The sequence below is a fragment of the Streptomyces sp. WMMC500 genome, from assembly GCF_027497195.1.
Classification (GTDB): domain Bacteria; phylum Actinomycetota; class Actinomycetes; order Streptomycetales; family Streptomycetaceae; genus Streptomyces.
This window is the reverse complement of record NZ_CP114905.1, coordinates 5331376-5356296: the sequence shown is the minus strand read 5'-3', so window position 1 is coordinate 5356296 and position 24921 is coordinate 5331376. Positions and strand designations below refer to the sequence as shown.

Annotated in this window: 17 protein-coding genes; 8 read left to right on the top strand and 9 right to left on the bottom strand. The window is 70.6% G+C overall.

Translation table 11 applies throughout. The features are described 5' to 3' along the window. Positions 1-6 precede the first annotated feature (6 nt). The gene (locus O7599_RS23115; RefSeq protein WP_281617523.1) at positions 7-582 is read right to left on the bottom strand and encodes a TetR/AcrR family transcriptional regulator; all 576 of its coding nucleotides are present in this window, start codon (positions 580-582) and stop codon (positions 7-9) included. Positions 583-728: 146 nt separating this feature from the next. Between O7599_RS23115 and O7599_RS23110 the strand changes: the two genes are divergently transcribed. Next, positions 729-1778, top strand: a complete 1050-nt coding sequence (locus O7599_RS23110) for an aldo/keto reductase (RefSeq protein WP_281617522.1) — start codon at positions 729-731, stop codon at positions 1776-1778. A 346-nt stretch (positions 1779-2124) separates the two neighbouring features. Next, entirely contained in the window at positions 2125-3666 is a 1542-nt protein-coding gene (locus O7599_RS23105) for an RICIN domain-containing protein (RefSeq protein WP_281617521.1), read from the top strand. Positions 3667-3744: 78 nt separating this feature from the next. On the opposite strand, the gene O7599_RS23100 is transcribed toward O7599_RS23105, so the two are convergent. Beyond that, complete coding sequence (locus O7599_RS23100) at positions 3745-4119, bottom strand: DUF4913 domain-containing protein (RefSeq protein ID WP_281623480.1); 375 nt, start codon at positions 4117-4119, stop codon at positions 3745-3747. 525 nt (positions 4120-4644) lie between these two features. On the opposite strand from O7599_RS23100, the gene O7599_RS23095 reads away from it, so the two are divergent. Further along, positions 4645-6249, top strand: coding sequence for a glycosyl hydrolase (locus tag O7599_RS23095; protein WP_281617520.1), 1605 nt, complete (start codon positions 4645-4647; stop codon positions 6247-6249). Positions 6250-6731: 482 nt separating this feature from the next. On the opposite strand, the gene O7599_RS23090 is transcribed toward O7599_RS23095, so the two are convergent. Then, positions 6732-7736, bottom strand: a complete 1005-nt coding sequence (locus O7599_RS23090) for a hypothetical protein (RefSeq protein WP_281617519.1) — start codon at positions 7734-7736, stop codon at positions 6732-6734. A gap of 606 nt (positions 7737-8342) precedes the next feature. After that, positions 8343-9206 (bottom strand): hypothetical protein, encoded by an 864-nt coding sequence (locus tag O7599_RS23085; RefSeq protein ID WP_281617518.1) that lies wholly within the window; start codon positions 9204-9206, stop codon positions 8343-8345. Between the two features lie 570 nt (positions 9207-9776). Here O7599_RS23085 and O7599_RS23080 point away from each other — a divergent pair. Beyond that, entirely contained in the window at positions 9777-11222 is a 1446-nt protein-coding gene (locus O7599_RS23080; protein ID WP_281617517.1) for a sulfatase-like hydrolase/transferase, read from the top strand. Positions 11223-11348: 126 nt separating this feature from the next. On the opposite strand, the gene O7599_RS23075 is transcribed toward O7599_RS23080, so the two are convergent. After that, the gene (locus O7599_RS23075) at positions 11349-12359 is read right to left on the bottom strand and encodes a LacI family DNA-binding transcriptional regulator (RefSeq protein ID WP_281617516.1); all 1011 of its coding nucleotides are present in this window, start codon (positions 12357-12359) and stop codon (positions 11349-11351) included. A gap of 198 nt (positions 12360-12557) precedes the next feature. Between O7599_RS23075 and O7599_RS23070 the strand changes: the two genes are divergently transcribed. Genes O7599_RS23070 through O7599_RS23055 form a run of 4 tightly spaced genes read left to right on the top strand, consistent with a single transcriptional unit; the run spans position 12558 to position 17636 of the window. Beyond that, complete coding sequence (locus O7599_RS23070; protein ID WP_281617515.1) at positions 12558-14048, top strand: extracellular solute-binding protein; 1491 nt, start codon at positions 12558-12560, stop codon at positions 14046-14048. Further along, positions 14045-15034, top strand: a complete 990-nt coding sequence (locus tag O7599_RS23065; RefSeq protein WP_281617514.1) for a sugar ABC transporter permease — start codon at positions 14045-14047, stop codon at positions 15032-15034. Before O7599_RS23070 ends, O7599_RS23065 begins: the two co-directional genes overlap by 4 nt. Further along, the gene (locus O7599_RS23060; protein ID WP_281617513.1) at positions 15031-15963 is read left to right on the top strand and encodes a carbohydrate ABC transporter permease; all 933 of its coding nucleotides are present in this window, start codon (positions 15031-15033) and stop codon (positions 15961-15963) included. Before O7599_RS23065 ends, O7599_RS23060 begins: the two co-directional genes overlap by 4 nt. Continuing rightward, complete coding sequence (locus O7599_RS23055; RefSeq protein ID WP_281617512.1) at positions 15960-17636, top strand: alpha-L-arabinofuranosidase C-terminal domain-containing protein; 1677 nt, start codon at positions 15960-15962, stop codon at positions 17634-17636. The genes O7599_RS23060 and O7599_RS23055 overlap by 4 nt, the downstream gene beginning before the upstream one ends. Positions 17637-18117: 481 nt before the next feature. Here the strand turns inward: O7599_RS23055 and O7599_RS23050 are convergent, their stop codons facing one another. The 4 genes from O7599_RS23050 to O7599_RS23035 all read right to left on the bottom strand — a co-directional run bounded on the left by O7599_RS23050 (position 18118) and on the right by O7599_RS23035 (position 24834). Then, positions 18118-19614: an RICIN domain-containing protein gene (locus O7599_RS23050; RefSeq protein WP_281617511.1), complete on the bottom strand. Its 1497-nt coding sequence runs from the start codon at positions 19612-19614 to the stop codon at positions 18118-18120. Between the two features lie 214 nt (positions 19615-19828). After that, complete coding sequence (locus tag O7599_RS23045) at positions 19829-21031, bottom strand: DUF418 domain-containing protein (protein ID WP_281617510.1); 1203 nt, start codon at positions 21029-21031, stop codon at positions 19829-19831. Positions 21032-21522: 491 nt separating this feature from the next. Beyond that, complete coding sequence (locus O7599_RS23040) at positions 21523-21858, bottom strand: hypothetical protein (protein ID WP_281617509.1); 336 nt, start codon at positions 21856-21858, stop codon at positions 21523-21525. A 1488-nt stretch (positions 21859-23346) separates the two neighbouring features. Next, positions 23347-24834 carry an FAD-binding oxidoreductase gene (locus O7599_RS23035; RefSeq protein WP_281617508.1) on the bottom strand — a complete coding sequence of 496 codons (1488 nt, stop codon included), beginning with the start codon at positions 24832-24834 and terminating at the stop codon, positions 23347-23349. Positions 24835-24921 lie beyond the last annotated feature (87 nt).

Here is a 24921-nt window from a genome sequence, read left to right as displayed (position 1 = left end):
GGGGGCTCAGCGGTCCGGGCGGGTGATGCCGTCCATCAGGAGGTCGAGCAGCCGCTCGGCCTGCGCGCGCTGGTGGGCGGTGCCGGCTATGAGGGTGATGCCGGCCAGGGCCATGAGGATGTCGGACGAGGGCACGTCCCCCCGGACGACCCCCTGGGTGACTCCGGCGTGACGGAGTTCCTCGACCGCGCCGGTCAGTTGCTCACGTGTCTGCGAGCTGAGCTGCTCGTCGTTCTGCAGGAGGGTCTTGAGCGTGTCGGCCATACCGTACTTGGTGGCGAGGTGGTCCAGAACTCGGGACATCCACGCCCTCAGGGCCCGGTCGGCGGGCAGTTCGCCGAGGAGGTCCGCGGCCTGGGCGGCCAGCCGGGCCGTCTCGTAGCGGTAGGTGGCGTCGACAAGCTGCTCGCGGGTCGGGAAGCGACGGTACAGGGTGCCGATCCCGACACCCGCATCCCTGGCGATCTGCTTCAGGGTCGCGGCGGCGCCGTCCCGGGCGAAGGCCGCGGCGGCTGCGGTGAGGAGTTTGTCCTCGTTGGCCCGTGCGTCGGCCCGGATCGGCCGGCCGGACGGAGCAGGCATGCGGATCTTCCTCTCGGCTTGCTATGTGGAGCCGGGTCCGGTTAGCGTGACGACCAAGCGGACCCTGCTCCGCTTATGGGGACGGTACCAGGCCACCGCCGGCCGTTCACCCGCACCGCCGCGCTCACAGAAAGGCCGTCCACACCATGCGGTACCGCACGCTGGGCAGTACAGGGGTCCAGGTCAGCTCGCTGTGCCTGGGCGCGATGATGTTCGGGAAGTGGGGGAACCCCGATCACGACGACGCGATCGGCATCATCCACACCGCGCTCGACGCGGGCGTCAACATCATCGACACGGCCGACGTGTATTCGGGCGGCGAGTCCGAAGTCATCGTCGGCAAGGCGATCGCCGAACGGCGCGACGACGTCGTCCTGGCAACCAAGGTGTCGAGCCCCATGGGCCCCGGCCCCAACGAACGCGGCGCCTCGCGACGCTGGATCGTCCGCGCCTGCGAAGAGAGCCTGCGCCGCCTGGGCACCGACTACATCGACCTGTACCAGGTCCACCGGCCCGATCCCACGACCGACGTCGACGAGACCCTGGCCGCGCTCTCCGATCTCGTACGCGCGGGAAAGATCCGCTACGCGGGATCCTCGACGTTCGCCCCCTCGGCGATCGTGCAGGCGCAGTGGACCGCCGAGCGGCGGCAGCGCGAGCGCTTCGTCTGCGAACAGCCGCCCTACTCCCTCCTGGCACGGGGCATCGAGGCTGACGTGCTGCCCACCTGCGAGACGTACCGGATGGGGGTACTCGCCTGGAGCCCCCTGGCCGGGGGCTGGCTGTCCGGCCGCTGGCACCGCGACGCAGCCGGCCTGTCCAGCCACCGCACCCGGACGATGCCCTTCCCCACCACGCTCTCGCACTACGACATGGACATCCCCGCCAACCAGGCCAAGCTCGACGCCGCCACCGAACTCGCCGGCATCGCCGACGAAGCCGGGCTGACACTCATCCAGTTGGCGCTGGCGTTCGTCACGACGCACCCCGCGGTCACCGCGGCGATCATCGGCCCCCGCACCGCCGAGCACCTGCACGACCAACTCAGCGCCGCGGACATCACCCTGGAACCCGCCGTGCTGGACCGCATCGACCGCATCGTGACGCCGGGCACCGACCTCAACCCCGAAGACGCCGGCTACAGCGCGCACATCCTGGCCGACCCCGGGCACCGCCGCCGCGCCCCCGCGCGGTAAACCGAGCCGCCCGGGCTCGCCTGCCTCAACCGCTCCGGCATCGCCTCGAAGAGGGGGCGCCCTGCCGACCGCATACGCCGTCATGTGGCCGACAGGGCCGGACGGTCACCGCGAGGCTCGAGGGAAGCGCGGGTACCGCCGTCGCAGTGGACAACGGCTGGTGTGGGGAGACGGTTCACCGCTGTTCGCCGGTGGCTCTGAACCGTTTGCCGGTGAGGGCCGTTGCGGTGTGCGCGGACCGTGGTGACGTCGTGTCCGTGGCCGGGCCGCATGCGGACCGTCCCGGGATTCGGGCCGGGGTCGTGTGGTCGGCACCGCTGGGAAGGGCGCGAGGAAAGGGGTGGTCATGAGCGTGGGTGGAGAGCCGGGCGAGCCGGGTGAGCTGGGCGCGGAGGCCGGGCGTGCCGAGCCCGGGGAGCCGGTGGGTCTGGGCAAGGCGGTGTCCGGTGGGGAGCCGGGTGAGCCGTCGTCTCCGATCGCCGTGATCATTTCCGGTGACGGGTCCGCCGCGATCGACGGGGTGCCGGTGCCGGTGGTGGGGGAGGAGCCGGTCGACGTCGCGATCCTCGACACCCTGCACGGCTACGCCCGTAACCGGGACTCCGCGGTGATCGCGACCATTTCGGATCCGGCCGCGGGTTACGTCGCGGTTGTCGAGGTGGCGCCGGACGGTTCGAGCAGGCTGCTGGAGCAGCACGGGCAGGGGGCGGACGAGGACGGGGGACCCGAGCCCGCCGGATCCGGCGGATCCGTTACTCCTCCCGGCCTTGACGCCGAAGCCCCCGACTTCCCCGAAGCCCCCGACTTCCCCGAAGTCCCCGACTTTCCCGACGTCCCCGACGTGGGCGACGTGCGCAACGTGGGCGTGGGTGATGAGCGGGGTTTGCAGCAGCCCGTACCGCCGGCGCTTGCGCCGCCTCCCGCTCCCGACCCGGGCCCGGACGAGGACTCCGGCCGGGGATCCGGTAGGGGGTTCGGCCGGGGGTTCGGCGGAGGATTCGGCCGGGGATCCGGTGGAGGATTCGGCCGCCGGGGGCAGCAGAGCCAGTCCGACGACGAGTACCGGGCGCCCGGGCTGCTCAAGCGGCCCGCGTTCATAGGAGCGGCGGGTGTCGCGGTGGCGGCCGTCATCCTCATACCGCTGATAGCGCTGGGCAGTTCGGGAGGCGGCGAGGAGCTGAACCAGTCCGCCGCCACCCAGGACGCGGACGGAAGGCCGACGACGCAACTCAACCCCGGAATACCCGACCCCACGTTCCCGAGCACCTCACCGTCCGGTTCCTCGCCCTCCCCGTCGGACTCGCCTTCCGGCCCGAAGAAGCCGAAGCCGGAGAAGACAAAGGACTCCCACGCCCCGGAGGAGCCGGAGAGTTCGAAGCCTCCGGCGGGCCCGAGTACGGGGGTGGATCCCCGTGTCCCCAAGGGCGAGATCGTGATCAGGAACAAGAAGTACGGCCTGTGCGTGGACCTGCCCGGCACCGGCAAGAGTGCACCGGAGAGCAGGACCCGGGACGCCGGCTGTGAGCCGTCGGGTGACGACAACCAGCAGTGGGTCCTGGACCTGGTCGGCAAGGGGGACGGCACCCGCGGGGCCGACCTGTACGTGATCCGCAACGTCAAGTCCGGCCGCTGCCTGGACGTACCCGGCGAGGGCCCGGGGCAGGTGGGCTGGGCGATCCAGGTCTACGACTGCATCGACAGCGCCAAGGACAACCAGCGCTGGTGGCTCCACCGCCGCCCGAACGGCACCTACTGGATCCGCAACCAGAAGAGCGGAGACATGTGCGTCGACACGACCAGGAAGAGCAAGGAGGACCCGCACGCCAAGGTCACCCTCTACGGATGCGACGACCTCAACGACCACCAATGGAACTTCGTCGCGAGCTGAGTTCAGAAGCAACAGCGCCCGAGAGCGGGATGTGCGCCCGGCACGCACATCCCGCTCTCCGCTGCCGTGATGCCTCCGTCAGGCCGAGGGGGGCTGCGCCCCCGGCGGCGGGGCGAACGGGTCGACGGCGTCGACCTTGGGAATCTCCTTGCCGCGGTGGGCTCCTGGCTTGCAGCCGGCGAAGGGGCCCAGCGGGTCCCGCAGTGTGGTCATCACGGGGCCCAGGTAGTCGCGGTGCCAGTTCGCGGGCCCGGCCATCCCGGAACCGGGTCCGGTCAGCTCGCCCCAGGCGAGCCACAGCCCGTGGAGCTGAGCGATCGCTTCCGGGTGCTCCCACCAGCGGGAGCACCACGGGGCCGTGGAGGTCACCTCCCTGCCGTAGACCGGCAGCAGCACATGGTGGGTCCACTGGGTCAGCCGTCGGAGGTTCTGCGCGTACTCGGCACCCGTCATGTAGAGGATGAAGTGCGGTGGGGCGAGAGGAAGCTCCCGCGGAGCGGTGCTTTCCGACTCGGCACTTGCCTCCTCAGGGGGAACGGCGTCCCCCTTCGATGCGGACACCTCGGAGGTCTCGGTGGACATGGCCCTCCTGCTTTCTCTCGGCAGCTTCCGCTTGGTGCATGAGCACCACGTCCCCACCCCGCATACGGTTCACTGACCGGCGGTGGCCCGAGCACCGAAAAGGACGAGGTAAAACCCTTTCCGGTAACGCCTGCTTGCGCGCCGTTTCATCCGACGCCTCGTTACCGGAGTCAGACCCCCCATTCACCCGGCGAAAAACATGCGGCGTCTCTGCCGTGGGCTGCGCGAATGATCAAAGCGGAAAACAGGCACGTCTGTTGAACCGTCCGCTGCACGCGTACGTCGTGGGTGCGCAGGCGATCTCCGATCACCTATCCGACGCAGCCCCCCACTTGAGAGGCATGTTCCATGCGCGTGAGAGCACCTCGACCATCTCGATCACTTCTGTTCGCATTCTTGCTGGTCGTCGTCGCCGTATCGGCCGTGGCCGCGGCGGGGTTGCAAGGCCCTCCCGGCAACCGCGAGGACCAGATCACCGGCGCCGCGGCCACCGGTGACGCCGAGCACACCGTCACCTTCGTGAACGACACAGGCGAGCGCATCTGGGTCGGCAGCGTGGCCAGCACCGACGACGGTTCGATTCCGCTCACCGGATTGCCGACGCTGGACCCAGGCCGGTCCGCCACCGTCACCGTCCCCGAGCGCTCCGGCGCCGGGCACTGGCGCGGCAGGTTCTTCGCCCGCCAGGGCTGCACCGGCGAGGAGGGCAGCACGTTCCACTGCGCTGTCGGCGACTGCGGTCCGTACGCCGACCGCTGCGACCGCGGGGCACAGCCCGTCAGCCTCGCCGAGTTCAACTTCGACACAGCCGACCCTTCGGCGCCCTGGTACAACGTCAGCTACGTCGACGCCGTCTCGGTGCCCATCACCATTACCCCGGACGGCGTGCCGCCGCCCGCGGACGGCGGCGAGTGCGCCCAGGTGGGCTGCAACGTCGACCTCCTCTCCGCCTGCCCGCCCGAGAACCTCACCAGGGACGCGGCGGGCAAGCCGCTGGTGTGCATCAACCCGCACGAGGACAAGGACAGGCCGACCGCCTACAGCGACGCGCTCGTTGAACGGTGCCCCATGGCGTACTCGTGGTCCAAGCTCGACCACCAGAGGGGCAACCAGGTCATGCGGCAGTGCAGCAACTGCACCGGCATGACCGTCGCCTTCCACGGATCCGGCACCGGCGAGGGCTCCGGCACCGGTGACGACTCCGAGCCCGCTGACAAGACCAAGCCCCGTGCCCCCGAGCGCCCCGATGCTCCGAAGGGCCGGACCGCGCCCCTCAAGGGCGCCGCCCTCAACCCCGTCGACGGCACTCACCAGAGCGCGGCACTCACCGATTCCGGCGTGTCCTGGTACCACAACTGGACCTCCTCCAGCGGTGGGGTCGTGAGGCCCGAGGGTGTCGAGTACGTTCCGACGATCTGGGGCCCCGGCTCGGTCAACGAAACCGAGCTGAACAATGCCGCCCGGGAGGGCAAGAACCTCCTCACCTTCAACGAGCCCGACCTGCGCGGGCAGGCCAACATGACGGTGGAGCAGGCGCTCGACCTGTGGCCCCAACTGGAGAAGACCGGCCTTCGCCTGGGAGCCCCGGCAGTCGCCGCCAACGCTGACAAGCCCCGTGGCTGGCTGGACCGTTTCATGAAGGGAGCCGAGAAGCGCGGTCTGCGTGTCGACTTCATCCCGGTGCACTGGTACGGCTCCGACTTCAGCTACGCCGCCACCTACCAGTTGGCCGACTATCTGCAGCGCATCCACGACCGGTACAAGAAGCCGATCTGGCTGACCGAGTACGCCCTCACCGACTTCACCGAGGGCACCCCCCGCTACCCGAGCGAGGAGGAGCAGACCCAGTTCATCAAGACGTCGACCGAGTCGCTGGGGGTCCTGCCCTTCGTGAAGCGCTACGCATGGTTCGCGCTCTTCTCCACGGAAGACCACCCGACCGGCCTGTACGACGGCACCACCCCGAACGCCAGCGGCACCATCTACCGCAACGCGGGCTGACCCGCCCCCAGCCGGCCCCGGGAGCAGAACCGTCTGCGCCCGGGACCCGTGCCGAAAGCGGACTCGCCGTGGCCCACACCGGGGTCACGGCGAGTCCTGTGTGACGACGCGGCCGATCACCGCCGGCGATAACACGCCTGGTCCGTGACGGTGGTCCGCGAGATCCGGCTACTCTCGCGCTCTGGGCCGGGTGACCGGCACCGGGAGCGGAGGTGGGCTTGGCGCAGTAGGCGCGCAGGTCCGCAGACTGCGTCGCGGCACACGAGGTCGGGGTGGCGACGCGAGGTGACAACGGGCCGCCGGGACGGACGGTTCAGACGCCCCGGGTTCCCTGCGCGGTCGATGGCACCGTGAGTGCGGCCGGGCGGGTGCCCGGTCGGCGCGTACGCCGGCCGGTCGGCGACAGGCCGACGTACGCGCTTCCCTACCCGAGTGGATATCCGGGCGGAGCGTTCATCGGGGCGGTCGCTTCGCCGTCCGGATCAGCGCCTTCCACGCCTTCCCCTGCGTGAACTGGGCGAGTCACTGCCACTTGAAGCGGCAGGCGACCCGTATCCACGGGCGTCCGTTCCGTTTCCGGCGCTGCCGCCGCCGTTCCCGCCACGCGGCGCCGGCGCCCGGTCACCCGCCCCCATCCCGGTCTGCCTTCGATGCAGCGTCGCATGCTCGGCGACCGACGTCGAGGTCGCCGTCCATGCCCGCTGCAGCCCACCGGCCGTTTCCGTGGGCGAAGCGGACGCCTGCTGCGTGCCTTCCGAGACCCACTCTCCGGACGAGGGCGGCTGGAAGGGGCTCATGGCGCTGAAGACGGGATTTTCCGTTCGCCGCAAGGTCTCGATGTTGGGGTTTCCGGATGCGGGGAAGAAGAGTCTGCGAGCATCTGCGTGAGCCTGCTGAGCCTCAAGGGTCGAAGGTCCCTGCCCCAGCATGTCGAGGGTGGCGTTCAAGGTCCACAAGGACCCCTGAACCGCATCCCTCGTTTCCTTGGACATCGGCCAGTATGCGCTCCCGGTTGTCCCGACTTGCGTCATGCCGGTAAGCATCTGGGCCCCCGCGAACAACATGTCGCTCGTGCTACGAGTCTCGGCGAAGGACCTCATGTACCTGGCCACGTCCGGCACTTTCACGAGAATGCCCAGACATGCGCCTGCCGTCTCCATCCCCTTCCCCAGCGCCTCTTGGTCCGACAGGGCCTGGGTGAGCTTGCCCGCCGACTGGAGCCCGTGGGCGGCGAGCTTCACAGCCAACGTGATCTGCCAATCGTGCTCAAGCACCCACCTACCCCCGCGCATGACGTACACCGTCCAGTCGCTGGATCCGGCGGGTAGGGCGGTGTGGCGGTTTTCGCCCTGCTGGAAGCTCAGGGCGGATCGGTCGGAGCGAGGGCTGGAGGGGCCGTCGGAGATGCTTCCCACAGGTTCTTCGGAGACCACGACTTGTCGCCCTTCCTCAAGGAGCTCAAGTTCGTGGAGGGGTATATCTGTCATACCGGGGTGATCCCTTCGCAGACAGGTAGTTGGCTTGCAGGAAAACACAACGGTGCCGGGATCCGGACGGTTCACCACAGGCGCCGGCCGGTTCCCGAGCCCGCTGCCGCCGCCACGGTGCAGCCGCGTGGAGGCAAGGGCCTCTGGCCTGTACGGGAGATCCGCCGCCGTGGGAGCCGGGCGAAGGCCGGCACGACCGGGCTGCGCAGCTTCGCGTGTGCGCGGTTGCCCGGCCACTGGTGGACAGCCGGTTCCCGGCCCAGGTGCCGGGAACCAGAGGGCAACGTCTCGCAGCCCGCTACGAGGTGAACCCCTTCTTGCTCCGGTGAGGCGGCAACCTGTACGTCGACGGCGGCGAGAACCAGATCGGACGCGACGACACAACTGGCGGTACCCGCACCGGAGTTGACGCGCTGCCCATGTCACCGCGACATACCGGAGCCTGCGCCGACACGACCAGGTCCCACCAGGCATGGGGAGCGGGAGAGATCAGGGCGGAGGGTGTCCGACAGGACCGGCATCGGAGCCCCGTCGGCGCGTTCCTCGGGCTCGACGAGAACGGCGTTGTGCCGCGAGCCGGCCCAGCCGCCGGTGGTGGAAGTCGCGTCATCGTCGGCGTTTGGCCTGCTCGCCGGTGTGTGCCGCCGGTCGCTTGTGGGAGGCGCCGGCGGCAGCAGGTGCCGAGGCGGAGGCGGGCTGGCCGGGAGCCTCCGTGGTCTGCGCGCCGCCCGTCGGCAGGAGGGTGGCGTGGGCCGCAACTGGTTCATTCACCTGTTTCGGCGCTGTCCTCACCTGCTCGAACTCGACGGGGATTCCCCCCAGCTTCTTACTGAAGGCAGCCGCAACTTCCTGGCCCCATTTCAAGGCATCCTCGGGATCTACGGGCAGGCCGAGATTTTCCCTGACCTTCGCACTCATGTACCGCCCCGACTTATCGGTCACCTTGCCCTTTTGCGCATTCGGAAAGAACAGGAACTCACCACTTGCTGCGGCTTCCCCCTCCACCGTCTTGCCGGTCCCCCTTTCCCAGTCCACCGTTATGGTGGGATGGCCTAGTTTACTGATCCCCCGCTTCAGGTCATCGATGTCCTTCGGCCACAGTATCCGCACTTCATGCTCCGGGTCTGCCAACCGCTTCTCGGCGGCGTCTTCCGCCGACTGCGACAGCATGTAGTCCCAATATTCCTCGGGGATGATCGTGAGGGGCTTGTCGCTGCCCAGCATGATCTGCCAGCGGGCGGTTTCCGGCTTTTCCGGGTCTTCGGGGCGGAATACGGCCGAGTAATGCCAGACCGCACCTTCTCGCCCCTTGAGAATCCAGTCGAGAGGAATATCGTCGAGTGATATCAACAAGGGGTTGACGCGGATGCGTCGACCTTTCTCCTCCCTCGCCGCCTTCTCCTCCTCCGTCTCACCCTCCACCGCCGGGCCTCCGTCGTCATACTCCTGCTTTTTGATGCGATCAGGCACACCGGAGGCCGAGCTGAGTATCAGGGGACCGAACGGAAGTATGGGCGAGTTCTGCGGTTCTGTGGATTCTCCTGAGGGTCCGGCCGGCACTATAGGCATTTTCCACTCCTGTCCGTTCCGTTATCTCTCCGCCATGAATTCCTGTGGCGCACACCAGACACATCGCTGGTCTCGTGAATTCTGAGGCAATCGGAGACGACATCACGCCGAACTCAAGATGGCGGGTGTACCGCCCGTCGGCCTCGCGAGGCGACGAGAGGCGGCCGGGCCATTCCGGGTGCCCTCGTGGCGCGTCCCTGTCGCGGCAGCGGATCAGCGCTGCCCGGTGTTTGCCGGCATTGTCCAGCCGCTACCGGCCGAACACGGCCACACCACCCGGCCCTCCGCCGTCAGGATTCCCACCCCTTCTGACGTGACCGTCTTCCGCTGCGCCAGGTGGACACGTGCAGCAGTCGGCGACGGCCAGACGCCCACTCCTGCCGCAGACACCACGACCCTTGACAGGGGTGTCCACTGCGATCAACAGTGGGCGAACGTTCGCGCTCGCCAGATCCCGGAGGTCGGAACCGCATGCACGGCACGCCCCAGCGTCGCCCCCACATCCTCTTCATCTGCACCGATCAGCAGCGCTACGACACCCTCGGCGCCTACGGCAACGAGCACGCCCGCACCCCGGTGCTGGACGCCCTCGCCGAGAACGGGGTGGTGTTCGACAACTGCTACGTGCAGAACCCGGTCTGCGCGCCGTCCCGCGCCTCCCTCATGACCGGCCGCTACGTCGCCGCCCACGGCCTGCACGCCAACGGGGTCGCGCTGCCCGAGGGCAACCGGCTGTTCATGAAGAACCTCGCGGACGCCGGGTACGACTGCGCTCTGTTCGGCAAGCAGCACCTGTCGTCCTGCTTCGGCGGCCGCGACGAGATACGCCAGGACGACGGCTACCGCGTCTACCGGCACTCCCACGACCCCCGCCACCCCTCACCCGAGAACGCCTACCACCAGTGGCTGCGGCGCGAGCACCCCGCCCTCTACGCGGCGGCCGAGGAGGGCACCGGCAGCTTCGACGACATGCCGACCGAGGCCCATTACAGCCACTGGGTCGCCGAGGAGGCCATCGACTACGTGCGCGCCGGCCGCGAGCCGGACAAGCCCTTCTTCGCCTGGGTCAACTTCTACGACCCGCACCACGACTTCGTCGCGCCGCCGGAGTACCTGGACCGCTTCGACCCCGCCGCGCTCCCCTCCCCCGTCGGCTCGCCCGCCGACCTGGCCGACCGCCCGGCCGTGCTCACCGAGGCGTCGGTCAAGAGCTACGCGGGCCACCTGCCCGGCTTCCAGGACTACGACGAAGCCGGCATCCGCGACATCGTCCACAACTACTACGCGATGGTCGCCCTGATCGACGACGAGGTCGGCCGCATCCTCGCCGCCCTCGACGAGGCCGGGCTCGCCGATGACACCCTGGTCGTCTTCACCAGCGACCACGGCGAGAACCTCGGCGACCACGGGCTGCTGCTCAAGGGCCCGATGTTCTACGAGGGCGCCGTCCGCGTCCCGCTCGTCATGCGCTGGCCCGCCGGGCTGCCGGCCGGCGAGCGCCGCGCCGGGCTCGTCCAGTGGATCGACCTCAACGCGACCCTCACCGACGCCGCCGGCGTCCCGCCGCTGCCACGCGCCCAGGGCACCAGCCTGCTGCCGACGGCCAGGGGCGAGGCGGACGGCGTGCGCGACTGGGCCCTGTGCGAGTACCGGGACTCCGGTCATCCCTACGCGGACCCGTGCCACGCCACCATGCTGCGCACCGGCGTGCACAAACTGGTCGTGCACCACGGCGCCCCCGTCTCCGGGCGGGCCCGCGACGGTGAGCTGTACGACCTTGCCGCCGACCCGCGCGAGATGACGAATCTCTGGCACGACGCCGGCTCCCGCGAACTGCGCGCCGGTCTGGAGGCGTATCTGATGGACGTCCTCGTCGCCGTGCAAGACCGCACCCAGCCCCGGGACGGCCACTGGTGAGCCGGTGAGCCGTACTCCCGTCCCCGTCACCCGCCGGGCGGGGGAAGGCCCCCGGGCCCGGCACGTCGTCCGGGGCCGCAAGGCGTGGCCGGAGCACGGGCGTTCAGGCCGGCGCGGGGTGAGCGTTCAGACCGGGACGACGGCCCGCGACGACGCGCGGTACACCATGACCACGGGCATGGTCCGGTCGGCCGCCGCGCCCGTCTCCATCTGTTCGGCGAGCAGCCCCAGCGCGGTCTCCCCCGCGCGGTGGAAGGGCAGCCGCACCGTGGTCAGCGGCGGGATCGTGCGCGCCGCGAAGTGCAGGTCGTCGCAGCCGACGACCGAGCAGTCCTCGGGCACCCGCAGGCCGCGTTCGTGCAGGGCGTTGAGCGCGCCGACCGCCATCGTGTCGTTCTGCGCGACGAGCGCCGTGAGTCCGGGTATACGGTCCAGCAGCCGGTGTGCCGCACGGTGCCCGCCCTCGACCTCCCAGTCGCCCTCCTCCACCAGCTCGGGCGGCAGGTCCATGCCGTGTTCGCGGAGGACCTCCGCGTACGTGTCGAGGCGCTCGCGGGTGACGCGGCGCGCGCGCAGCCCCGCGATGACGCCGATGCGCCGGTGCCCCAGCGTCAGCAGGTGGCGCATCGGCAGCCGGGCGGACTCGCGGTTGTCACCGTGCACCACGGGAATGCCGCCACCGTCGATGTGGTGCAGCGACACGGCCGGGATGCGGCCGGAGCGCAGGAGGGTGCCCGTGCGCGGGTCGTCCTCGACGGCGGGGGCGTTGCAGATGATGCCGTCGACGCGCCGTTCCGTGAGCACGCGCAGTGCCCGCTCGGCGTCGGAGCCGGTGGCATCGACGCTGCTGATGAGCACGCCGAGGCCGCGCCTGCGGGCCTCGCGCTCGATGCCGACCAGGTGCTGCGCGAGGACCGTGTTGCTGAAGTCGGAGTTGAGCACGCCGATGGTGCCCGTCACCCGGGTCTGCAGGCCGCGTGCGAGAACGTTCGGCACGTAGCCCAGTTCGTCCGCGGCCTCCCGCACCCGGCGCCGGGTCTCGGCGGAGACCCGGCCGGAGTCGTTGAGCGCCTTGCTCACGGTCTGGAAGCTCACTCCGGCCCGGGCGGCTACGTCCTTCAAGGAGACATTCGGCACGGTCGGATCATAACGACCGGCGAATCGGCCGTCGATCGGCTGCCGGCCGACGGACATCCGTCCGAGGTGTTGACGCACCGCGGGCGCGGTGGCCACGATGAGCGAACGTTCGCGCCACCCGGATGTCACTCGTCGGGCGTCACGCCCCGCACCGACACGCCGGGTCGTGTACGGGCCGGGACGACACCAGGAGGAGAGATGGCGATCAGCCGGCGCATGCTGCTGGGACACGGCACCGCCCTGGCCGCCCTGCCGATCGGCGGCGGACTGCTGTCAGGCTGCTCCTCCGGTTCCGGCGAGGTGACGGCCGACGGCCGCCAGGCGGGCGCCCTGACCTGGTGGGACCAGTACGAGCCGGTGGCGGAGGTGCACGACCGCTTCGCCCGGTCCTTCGAGAAGCAGCACCCCGGCACCGCGGTCGCCCGGCAGGTCTACAACCCCGACCAGATGGGCCAGGCCCTGCAACTGGCCCGCAAGAGCCACCAGCTCCCCGACATCACCAGCCTCGCCGGCCTGGAGGCGCCCGGCGGCACACCCGCCGCGGGGGTCGCCCGGCTGAAGCGCGACGGCTGGTTCCAGCCGCTGCGCCTCTCCGCCGAGGCCCGTGCCCGTATCCCCCGCGCCGGGCTGGTGGAGGGGCTGAACGTGTTCGACGGCGAGATCTACGGGATGCCGCTCTTCAGCGACCGGTCCCACTCCACCCTCAACTGGTTCGACAGCAGGCTCGTCGAGCAGGCCGGCGGCGACCCGGACTCCGGCCCGGCGACCTGGGACGAGTTCCGCGCCCTCGCCCGCCGCATCACGCGCGCCGGCGACAACCGGGTCTGGGGCTGGATCGAGGGCGTGCAGTTCACCGACCGCCTGGGGCAGCGCCTGATCAACCTCGCGAACGTCGCCGGGGCCGCCGGCGAGTGGGACCCGGCAACCGGGGAGTACGCCTACGCCGACGAGCCCTTCGTGCGCGCCCTGGAGTTCTTCAAGGCCCTGCGCGACGACAAGGTGCTCTTCCCCTCCTCCACCTCGCTCGACGTGCGCACCGCCCGCTCCCGCTGGGCGTCCGGGGCAGCCGCGATGTTCCTCGACGGCCCGTGGAACGCCGGCGTCGTACTCGGCAGCTTCCCCGATTTCATGCCGAGGATGCGGGTCGGCCAGATCCCCGTGCCCGACGCCGGCACCGCTCCCCTGGTGCACGTCGCGCACGGATCCACCCAGCTTTTCGTCACCGCCGACAGCAAGCGGCCCGAACTCGCGGCCGAGCTCCTCGGCGAGCTCACCGGGCCGGACTACTACCGCGGTCTCGCCGAGGGCATGGACCTGCCCCCGCTCGACCTGGGCGCCGTGGCGGACGCCGACGTGCCCGGCGTCTACCGACGGGCGGTGCGGATGTACGCCGAAACGGTCCGCCTGCTGCCCGACCCCACCATGAACAACCCCCGCATCGGCGACGTCACTGCCCGGATGCGGCCGGTCACACCGGACCTGGGCCAGATCGTCCAGGGAGTGCTGGTCGGCGCGCTCGACGACCCGGCCGCGGCGCTGCGCACGTACCGGAGCGACATGAGCGCCGAGCGGGACCGCGCCATCCGGCTCTCCCGCACCGACGGCCTCGACGCCTCCCCCGACGACTGGGTGTTCCCGGACTGGCGGCGAGGGCACGACTACGTACCCGGCGAGGAGGGCGACGAGTGAGCCTCACCAAGCCGGCGCGCACGCCGCGCGCCACCACCACCCGGGCGCCTCGGCGGCCGGACCCGCACGGCGACCATTCCGTCGGCACGCGCATCCGGCGCAACAAGTGGGTCTACGCATTCCTGCTCCCCACGATCGTGCTGTACGGGATGTACACGCTCTGGCCGATCGCCGCCAGCGTCTGGTATTCGCTGCTGGACTGGGACGGGCTGACCGCTGACGGCGAGTTCGTGGGCGGCGCCAACTACGCCGAGGCGTTCTCCGACCCGTTCTTCTGGAACGCCCTGTGGATCACCCTGCTGTTCATGCTGGTGTCGGTACCGGTGCGGGTCGGCCTCGCGCTCGGCGCTGCCCTCGTACTGAACAACCCCAAGCTGCCGTTCGCCAGGCTCTTCCGCACCGCGCTGTTCCTGCCGGTGGTGACGACCACCGCCATCGTCGGCATCGTGCTCGGCTTCGTGCTGGACCCCGTCGGCGGCCCGGTCAACCACGTGCTGCTGTCGCTGGGCATCGTCGACACCCCGGTGAACTTCCTCGGCGACGCCGGCCTCGCGCCGTGGACGGCGATGGGCGTGCACGTCTGGAAGTGGTTCGGCATCACCCTGGTCTACTGGCTCGCCGCCCTGCAGACCGTGCCCAGAGAACTGCTGGAGGCCGCGGAGGTCGACGGCGCGGGGCCGTGGCAGCGCTTCCGCCACGTCACGCTGCCGGTGCTGAAGCCCTTCCTCGTCATCATCACGCTGCTGAGCGCGGTGGAGACGCTCCAGGTCTTCGACCTGGTGCTCACCCTGACCAACGGCGGCCCGTTCTTCTCCACCGAGGTCGTCGAGGTCTACATCTACCGGCTCGCCTACGCCTCCACCACGCCGCGGCTCGGCTACGCCTCCGCCGTCGCGGTGCTCTTCGGCGCGGTCACCGTGGTCCTGGCGGCGGTGCAGGTGCTCGGTGTCCGGCTGGCCCGCCGCAACGGGAGGAAGGAAGCATGAGCCACTCCGCGAACCGTCCGGCGGCGCGCCCGGCCGGCCGCCGCCTCAGCCTCCTCCCCCGCCGCCCTCACCGCCGCGAGCGCCGGAGCGCGTCCGCCCGGACCCGCCGCCGCGTCCTGCTCTGGGTACAGGTCGCGATCATCGCCGTGATCTGCGTGGCCTGGATCTACCCGCTGCTCTGGGTGGTCTCGGTGTCCTTCAAGGACCAGGCCGAGGTGTTCTCCGGAGGGCTCTCCCTGATCCCCGACCGCTGGAGCCTGGACAGCTACGAACGGGCGTGGGACGTCGGCGGGTTCTCCGACTACCTGCTCAACAGCTTCCTCGTCACCGCGGGAACGGTGGTCCTCGTGGTGGCGCGCTGCGCCATGGCGGGCTACGTGATCGCACGGTACAACTTCCCCGGCAAGCGCATCTTCGTCGTCCTGCTGGTCGCCACCCTCTTCGTGCCGGTGGGCCTGACGGTCATCCCCGTCACCGAACTCAGCGACTCCCTGGGACTGCTCAACTCCCGGTGGGGGCTGATCCTCGCCCTCAGCGGCACCGGCCAGGTGGCCGGCGTGCTGCTGTACGCGGGCTACTTCAGGTCCGTGCCCCGCGAGCTGGAGGAGGCCGCCATGCTCGACGGCGCCGGATTCGTGCGCACGTTCACCAAGGTCATGCTGCCCATCGCGCGCCCGGTCACCGCCACTGTGGCGGTCATGACCTTCCTGTTCGCGTGGAGCAACTTCTTCCTGCCGCTGGTCTTCACCCTCAGCCGTCCCGAGCTGCGCACCCTCTCGGTCGGCATGCTGGCGTTCCGCAGCGAGAACTCCATCGACTGGCCGGGACTCGCCGCGGCGGGCACCATCTCCCTGCTCCCCGTCGTGATCGTCTTCATCCTGCTGCAGCGGCACTTCATCGACGGCGTCGCGGGGGCGGTGAAGTCGTGACCACCGGCCGCGAGGAAGGCGCCGCGGTGGCCGTGCAGGCGGTGATCGGGATCGACACCCGGCACCCCGCCGGCCGCATCGAGCGCGACATCTACGGCCACTTCCTGGAGTCGGCGTTCTTCGGCAACATCGAGGGCGGCGTCTTCGACGAAGACTCGCCGCTGTCCGCACCGGGTCCCGGCGTGCGGGCCGGCTTCCGCGAGGACGTGCTCGCCCTCTGCCGCGAGCTGGGCATCCCCCACGTCCGCTGGCCCGGCGGCAACTTCACCTCCCCGTACCGCTGGGAGGACGGCATCGGGGACCGCGCCGCGCGCCCGCGGCGGCTGGAACTGGCCTGGGGCGGCGAGGAGTCGAACCGCTTCGGCACCGACGAGTTCCTCGCCTGGTGCGCGGACGTGGGCGCCGAGCCGTTCCTGGTGCACGGCTGCCGCAGCGTGGACGACGCGGTGCGCTGGGTGGAGTACACCAACTACGCCGGCGACACCGCCTACACCCGTCTCCGTAAGGAGAACGGCCACCCGGAGCCGTACGGCGTGCGCTACTGGGGCCTCGGCAACGAGCCCTACGGCCCGTGGCAGATGGGCCACCGCCCGGCCGGCGAGTACGCCGCCGCGGCCCGCGAGCACGCCCGCTTCATGCGCCTGGTGGACCCGGCGATCAAGCTGATCGCCTGCGGCAGCCCCTGGCAGCAGGAGGAGTGGACACGGCCCGTACTGCAACAGGCCGGGCCGCTGATCGACTACCTCTCCCTGCACCTCTACGCCGCCAGCACCCACCCGTACACCGCCCGGCACGGCGACGACGACTACGAGGCGGTCGTCGCCCAGCCGCTCTACTTCGAGCAGCGCATCCAGGACTACGCGCACCTGGTGGCGGACCTCTCCGCCGAGGCCGGTCTTGAGCGCCCGCCGGCGCTGGCCCTCGACGAGTGGAACATCCGCCATCTGGAGCCCGCCGACTGGCCCGAGCCCCGCCCCGGCGCCGACGGCGGTACGGCCGCACGCGAGCTGCCGGACGGTCCGGCACCGAGCGGACCCGAGCGGCTGCGCGTCGACCGGTACAGCCCCCGCACGCTGGCAGACGCCCTCTTCTACGCGGGCGTGTTCCACACCCTGCACCGCACGTGCGCGCTGCCCGTGCCGGTGACGATGGCCGACACGGTCAACCTGGTCAATGCGAACGGGCTGGTGGTGGCCCGGCCGGGCGGTGCGGTGAAGTCCGCCTCGTACCACGTGTGGGACCTGTACCAGAACCACACAGGACCGGTGGCGCTGCCGACCACGGTCGAGGGACCGGCCCGCACCGCGGCCGTCCGCCAGGGCGACAGCCGCGAGCCGGACGGCACCTTCGCCACCCGTCCCGGCGTCGTGGCCGACCTCGACGCGAGCGCCTCGCTGTCGGCCGACGGCCGCCGCCTCCACCTCGCGGTCGTCAACCGCCACCGCGACAGGGCGCTGCCGGCCCGCGTCGTCCGCGACGACGACCCCGGCGGCCTTCCCGCCGTGGCCGAGGTCCGCGACCTGGGCGCAGACGCGGACGACGTGCTGGCCGCCAACAGCCTGAGCGCCCCGGACCGGGTCGCCGTGCGCCACCGTCCGGCGGTGCGGACGCCCGACGGCCGCTACACCTTCCCGGCGCACTCCGTCACCGTGCTGGCCTTCGACCTCGGGTGAGAGATCCGGTCAAGGGACCGCCGATCGAGCGGGGCCAGGCCCCTTCGCGAATGAAGCGAAGGCGCATGAAGATCGGCACAGTGGACGCACCGCACCGCACCGTTCCGCCGCGACCGGCTCCCTGCCGCCGATCCGCCCATGCTTCTGCGACGGCCCACAGGCGGCCTGACCAAGACCGCCCGTACCGCCGCGGAGATCCGCACCCGGACTGGCAACATCCGCGTCGATCACCTGGCCGGGACCTGTCCGCGCTGTCGGAAGTCCGCCCCCCGGCGCGCGCCGCACCACGGCCGTCCGCACCCAGGTGAACGTGGTCGCCGAGTCCGGCGATCGTTGTGACCGCGGGCGTCGTGGTAGTCGTAGTGACAGAAGGTGACGCCGTCGGGAGAGAGACCGATTCGCGGTCGAGGGCCTGGACCAGGAGCCCCGGGCGTTGCGGGCATTCATCCCCTCACCCGGTCAACGGCCAGGATGAAAGAGCTCAGTTGGTGAGGAAGTTCCACTGGTGGTCGTCGAGGTCGCTGCATCCGTAGAGGGTGACCTTGGCGTGTGGATCCTTCTTGCTCTTCCTGGCCACGTCGAGACACATGTCTCCGCTCTTCTGGTTGCGGATCCAGTAGGTGCCGTTCGGGCGCCGGTGGAGCCACCAGCGCTGGTTGTCCTTGGCGCTGTCGAGGCAGTCGTAGACCTGGATCGACCACCCCACCTGCCCCGGGCCCCGGCCGGGCAGGTCCAGGCAGAGGCCGGACTCGGCGTTGCGGACCACGTACAGGTCGGCCCCGCGGGTGCCGGCCCCCTTGTCGACCAGGTCCAGGACCCATCGCTGGTTGTCGTCGCCAGACGGCTTGCAGCCGGCGTCCCGGGTGCGGGTCTCCGGTGTGCTCTTGCCGGTGCCGGGGAGGTCCAGGCACAGGCCGTACTTCTTGTTCCTGATCACGATCTCGTCCTTGGGGACGCGGGGATCCGCCCCGGTACTCGGGCCCGCCGGCGGCTTCGACCTTGGCTCCGCCGTTTCCTCCGGCTCCTCCGTCTTCTCCGGGCCCGCCGTCTCCGGGGAGTCCTTCGTCCCCTTGGGCTTCGGCTTCTTTGTTTCCTCCGGCTTCGGCTTCTTCGAGCCGGACGGCGAGTCCGACGGCGAAGGCGAGGAGCTCGGCGATGAGGTGCCCGGGAACGTGGGGTCGGGTACTCCGGGGTTGAGCTGCGTCGTCGGCCTCCCGTCCGGCTCCTGGGTGGCGGCGGACTGGTTCAGCTCCTCGCCGCCTCCCGAACTGCCCAGCGCTATCAGCGGTATGAGGATGACGGCCGCCACCGCGACACCCGCCGCCCCTACGAACACGGGCCGCTTGAGCAGCCCGGGCGCCCGGTACTCGTCGTCGGACTGGCTCTGCTGCCCCCGGCGACCGAATCCCCCACCGAAACCTCCACCGGATCCCCGGCCGAACCCCCTACCGGACCCCCGGCCGAATCCCCGGCCGGAGTCCTCGTCCGGGCCCGGGCCGGGATCGGGAGGCGGCGCAAGCGCCGGCGGTACGGACTGCGACGGCAAGCCCTTCTCATCACCCACGTAACCCACGTCGGGGAAGTCGGGGACCTCGGCGTCGAGGCCGGCGGGAGCGGAGTACCCGCCGGGTCCGGATGCCCCGTCCTCGTCCGCCCCCTGCCCGTGCTGCTCCAGCAGCCTGCTGGAACCGTCCGGCGCCACCTCGACAACCGCGACGTAACCCGCGGCCGGATCCGAAATGGTCGCGATGACCGCGGAGTCCCGGGCATGGGCGTAGCCGTGCAGAGTGTCCAGGATCGCGACGTCGACCGGCTCCTCCCCCACCACCGGTACGGGCACCCCGTCGATCTCGGCGGACCCGTCACCGGAAATGATCACGGCGATCGGACGCGACGCCTCAGACGGCTCCCCACCGGACACCGCCTTGCCCGGACCCACCGGCTCCCCGGGCCCGCCCGGCTCTTCACTCACGCTCATGACCACCCCTTTCCTCGCGCTCTACCTGGCGTTGCCGACCGCGCAACCCGGCCCGGGCCACGCCGCGGTCCTCAAGCGGAACGCTCACGGACACGACGTCACCACGGTCCTCGCACACCGCAACGGGCCCCACCGGCAAACAGTTCAGCGCCTCCGGCGAACAAGTGGCGGCGGGCGGCGGTGTCCTGCGAAAGCCGTACGACGGGCAGGTGGTTCAGGGCCTCTTCGCCAGCGTGGCCGCACGCAGCAGCCATTCGGCCGGGCCGTACCGGAAGCGGCGCAACAGCCATCGGCCGGCGGCGAGTTGCGCCGCGTACAGGGCGATGCAGCCCGGCAGGACGGCCGCGGTGCCGTAGCGGCCGTACCAGCCCAGTCCGTAGCCGGTGAAGACCAGCGCCATCACCAGGGACTGGGTGAGGTAGTGGGTCAGGGACAGGCGGCCTGCCCCGGCCAGGACGGCGGCGACCCGGCGGCAGGGCCGGGCGGACAGCAGGAGCAGCAGGGCACACGCGTAGGCCGCGGTCAGCGCGGGGGCGGTGAGCACGCCGACGGCCGAGCCGATGTCGTACCAGCGCGCGTCCAGCGGCCCGTTGCGGCAGAAGGCCATGAACATGCTTCCGGCCAGGCCGACCGGCAGACCGCTGATGACGATCTGCACCATCCACGCGCGGTACCGGCCGGCGGTCTCGGCGAGCAGCTCGCGGCGGCCGGCGGCCAGGCCCACCAGGAAAGCGGCCAGCATGTCGGCTCCGTAGACGACGTTCCAGCCGAGCGAGTCGCGCAGCCAGCGCGCGTTGGTGCGGACGACCGACGCAGGGTCGCCCCGATAGGCGGCAACCGCCTCGTGCACCGCGGCCGCGGTGTTCTGCCCCTGCTGGGGTTCCGCGAGGGCGATTGTGAGCAGGCCCCAGGCCAGCAGCGCTCCCGCCGCGGCGGCGACGAGCAGGGCCGCCGCCCGCAGCGCCGTGCGCGGCGCGAGGTCGCGGACCGCGAACAGCACGAGGCCCAGCACCGCGTAGACCGTCAGTACGTCACCGGCGAACAGCAGGAAGCCGTGTGCGAGGCCCAGGAGGAACAGGCAGCTCGACCGGCGCAGGTGCCGGGGTGCGAAGGGAGCCCCGGCCCGCGCGGCCGAGAGCCGCTGCAGCGTGAAGCTGTACCCGAACAGGAACGAGAAGAGCAGGTAGAACTTGCCGCTGACCAGCGCCGTGACCAGCCACCCGGCCACCTCGTCCGGCCACGACACGACCGGCACGCCCGCCGGGTCCACGTGCGGCCCGGCCATGGCGCGGGCGTTGACCAGGAGAATGCCCAGCAGCGCGAACCCGCGCAGGACGTCGACGTCCCGGACACGGCCCTCGGGCCGCGGCGCCGGCTCGGCGCCGGAGTGTGTCCGTACACGGGGTGGGAAGCGCAAGGCGGTCTCCGGGGCCGGGGCGACGCCGGCAGGCCGCCGCAGGGCACGACGGCAGGACAGGGACAACGGACAAAGGGGAGCCGCGGCCGTCAGGCCCGCACAGTGCCTGAAGGCCGCGGCTCAGGAAGCCACTACGGGACACCGCTCCAAGCGGTTCACCCGGCGCCGGCACGCCATCCGGTCGGCTGCTCCCGGGGGCAGGTCTGGAACCCGGCGCGAAGCGATCTTTTCTGGGCCGGTCCCGATCGCCGCGGCCCGCACGGCCGCAGTCCGGCATCGATGGTGGCGTGGTCGCGGCGGGCGCGGACGGTGTCGGCCCGGCCGGCGGTCCGGAAGCCGATGCCCAGGGGCGCGCAGCGATGCCGGGTGGGCGGTGCGGCGCCGGCGTCAGAGGACGACGGCGTTGCGGACCAGGCCGAGCGCGCCGATCTGGTCCTCCATGCCGTCCTGGTAGCGCTGGTGAAGCCCCGGAGTCGTCGGTCGGTTTCCCGCTACACGAGGCCGGGCGTGGGCGCGCTTCCCTCATCGTTCCGAGCGATGCTCACAGGGAGCAGGCCGTGTCGGCGATCGCCGACCACCATCTCGTGCACCCGTGCTTCCATTTCGGGCGAGAAGATCTCGTTGAGGGTAAGGCCCGTGCCCTGGCTCTCTTCGCCATGTTCCGCAGCGGACCGGGGATGTTCCTGGATCTCGTGCACCGCGGGACTCCTCTTCGACACCTGGGACGGGTCCGGCATGTTGCCGCCCTTGTCCGTCACATCCGGCAGGCCGCCTGGGTCCCGGGCGTTGAGTATGGCCGCGTGTTCGGCGTCGGCAGAGCGTGGCACGGAGAACCTCCATGAGGGATCGGCAGACTCGATCTCTCTACGGCTCCGGCGTCTTGGCGGTTCACCATGCGCCCCAGGCATCGGCAGCGACAATCCGGCCGCGACCAGCGACCCGAGGGCCCGCGGTCCTCCCGTAGCAGGCCCGCGTCTTCACGCCGCGGGGCGGTGCGGTGCGGTGCGGTGACCAGCCTGCCGAACCGACTTGATCGTTGAGCCATGTGTGGTGGGGAACCGGGTGCGTGCTCACCTGGCGTGGCCTCTGCCCCTCCCCTGCTGTTGCTGCCCCTGTCCTGGGTACACGGGCGTCCCTTGACCGTAGCCCTGGCCGTTGCCCTGGCCGTTGCCCTGCGGCGTTCGCCCCTGTTGCTGCCCCGGTGCCTGAGCCTGGGACCTCGGGTCTTGATACGCCCAGTACTGCCCCGGCGTCTGAGGCTGGAACCCCGGGTCCTGATACCCCCCGTACTGCCCCGGCACCTGAGGCTGGGACGGCCAACTGGCAGCCACACCTTGCTGCCCCGGCACCTGAGGCTGGAACCCCGGATCTTGATACCCCCCGTACTGCCCCGGCACCTGAGGCTGCGACGGCCAACTGGCAGCCACACCTTGCTGCTGACCAGCCCCCGCCCGCGCAGGATGGGGGGGACCCTCCCCCTGCGCAGCAGTCTCCTCGTACGAAGGCGGAGGAACGTACGGAGGAGGAGGACTCGGTTCCCTACGCGGCGCCTGCTGCTGCGGCCTCTGCCGCGGCCTACTTTCTGCGTACTGCTGCATGACCGCCCTGGCCGCGTTTGAAGGGTTCTGGAAAGCCCGAAGCCCCCTCCGCAGAGAGCCCTGCTGACCACTGGTTGTTTGACGCCTATTGGGCATGGTTCTGATACCCCCATCGAATCTCGGGAAGGCATGCGTTTCACCGCTGCCTCGGTCTTGGAAGCCAGACCCGCCGTCGCCGGCAACACGCGACTCACCTGTACCTCGTCCCGGCGTTCCTCTGAACTGTGTCAACGGAACCAGACCCGAAACGGTTCACCGCGGGGCGAGGAAACCGACGCATCCCCCCTGAGCGGCGATCTCGTTGAGGTGAGGGTGGCTTGGGCGATGGCGCCGATGCGGCTGGGGCTGAGGATGACGTGCTGCAGAGTGGCCAGCGTTGTTTGAGTTCGGCGGCGTTGCGTTGGCAGCGAGGAACTGGACGTTCCCGGCGAAGTGCCGGGCCTTGCCGGAGTACCACAGATCGTTGCCCTTCTCGGTGGTCCCCCGCGACGCGGTCGCTCGCAGGACCTGGTTTCCCAAGGTGACCATGCTGCAGGTCTTGCGCCGCCACATGCGATGGCCGGTACTGGGGCCGGGAGTACTGCCGTGGATCGGAGCCAGCCGCCCTGCCGGTACTCACCCGCGGCAGCCGCGGGCGGCAGAGGCTGCCCGCCGTGACCATCCCGGGAACCGGCGCGCTTTGCCGCCCCGGCAGGACGAGCGGGTGTCGCGGCGTTCCTATTCCGGGGTGATGTTGTGGTTGTTCACCCGGAAGAGATTGCGCGGGTCGTACTGCCGCTTCAGCCGTCGCAGCCGGTCGAGGTCCGCGGTGGTGAACACCCGCTCGGCCCTGTCCTCACGGCCGGCGAAGTTGGTGTGGATGCGTGCCGCGGCCCAGGGTTCCAGGCGTTCGGCCATCTCGCGCAGTGCGGAGATCCCGGCGTCGACCGCCTCCGGCGGTCCGACGGTGATTCCCCACACGTTGAACACGGCGTCCCGTGCGGCGACAGGGCTCGCCGCACGCGGCCGCTGCGCCAGCGCGCCGCCCAGGTGGCGGATCTCCAGGGCCGTGACCGGACTGCCCACCATCAGTTGGGCGTTCTCCACCAGCCGGTCCACGGCCTCGGCGGGAAGATCGGTCAGGGCGGTGCCGTGCTCCTCGTACGGCATCGGATCGGCCGGGTCGGAATGCACGGCGCCGAACTCGCTGTAGGGGTGGCGGCCCACAGTGTCGACAACCGCGGGGCCGATGGCCCGGAACGGCGCGATGAGCTTCTCGGCCTCCTCGTCGGAGCCGAGGTGGACCACCCGAACGTGCGCCAGGAACCGACCGCGCAACATCTCGGGGACCTCGGGGACGGGCGGGAAGTTCAGCAGCATCACCGAGCAGGTGAACGCGTCGGGTGCGTTGCGGACGACTTCGGGGAAAGCCCGCAGCACGGCCTCTACGTCCCCGGCGGGGTAGTAGATTCCACCGCCGTAGAAGGAGGTGACCGGGAAGAGCTCGATCTCCAGCCCGGTCACGACACCGAAGTTGCTGCGTCCGCCACGCAGGCCCCAGAACAGTTCCGGTTCCGTTTCCGCCGAGACGCGGCGCAGCACGCCGTCCGGGGTGACCACTTCGATGGACAAGATGTGATCGGCGGCCCAGCCGTGAGTCCGGCCCAGGAACGGACTCAGACCACCGCCGAGGGTGAGGCCCACGATTCCCACGGTCGGGGACGACCCGTGCAGGGGCGCCAGTCCGGCTGTCTGGGCGAGTTCCACGACGTCCGATACGCGCGCACCGGCTCCCACGCGGGCCACGGAGCGGTCGGCGTCGATCTCCACCGCGTTCATGTCGCCGGTGGTGATGAGCAGGAAGCCGTCCGCCGGCGGGAACGGCTGATGCCCGGTGGCCATGACCCCGACGGGCAGGTCATGCGCGGCGGCGAAAACGACCGCAGTCTGCACATCGCCGGCCGAAGAAGCGGCGACGACGAGGCTCGGCCGATGCTGCGACAGCAGGTTGAACCCCGCCACCGCCGCCGGGTAGCCCGCGTCATCCGGAGTGAACACCGATCCGGCGATCCGGCGATCCAGCCCGGTGACGTGAGCCTTTGCGAGGGGGATCCGCCCCTGGTTCTCGGTCATCTTGCAGTGCCTTTCGTTGTTTCTGTGAGCAGGTGGCAGCGGCATGCGGCCAGTTGATGCCGCCGGCTTCCGGGGCGAGGTGAAGCGGGCCACGCGGCGGCGCGCGAGTCGGCGGAGGCGCCTCCACGGCTCCCCGGTGACATGCTGTTCTCGCTGTCCGGGCCGCGGATGTGTCCTCGC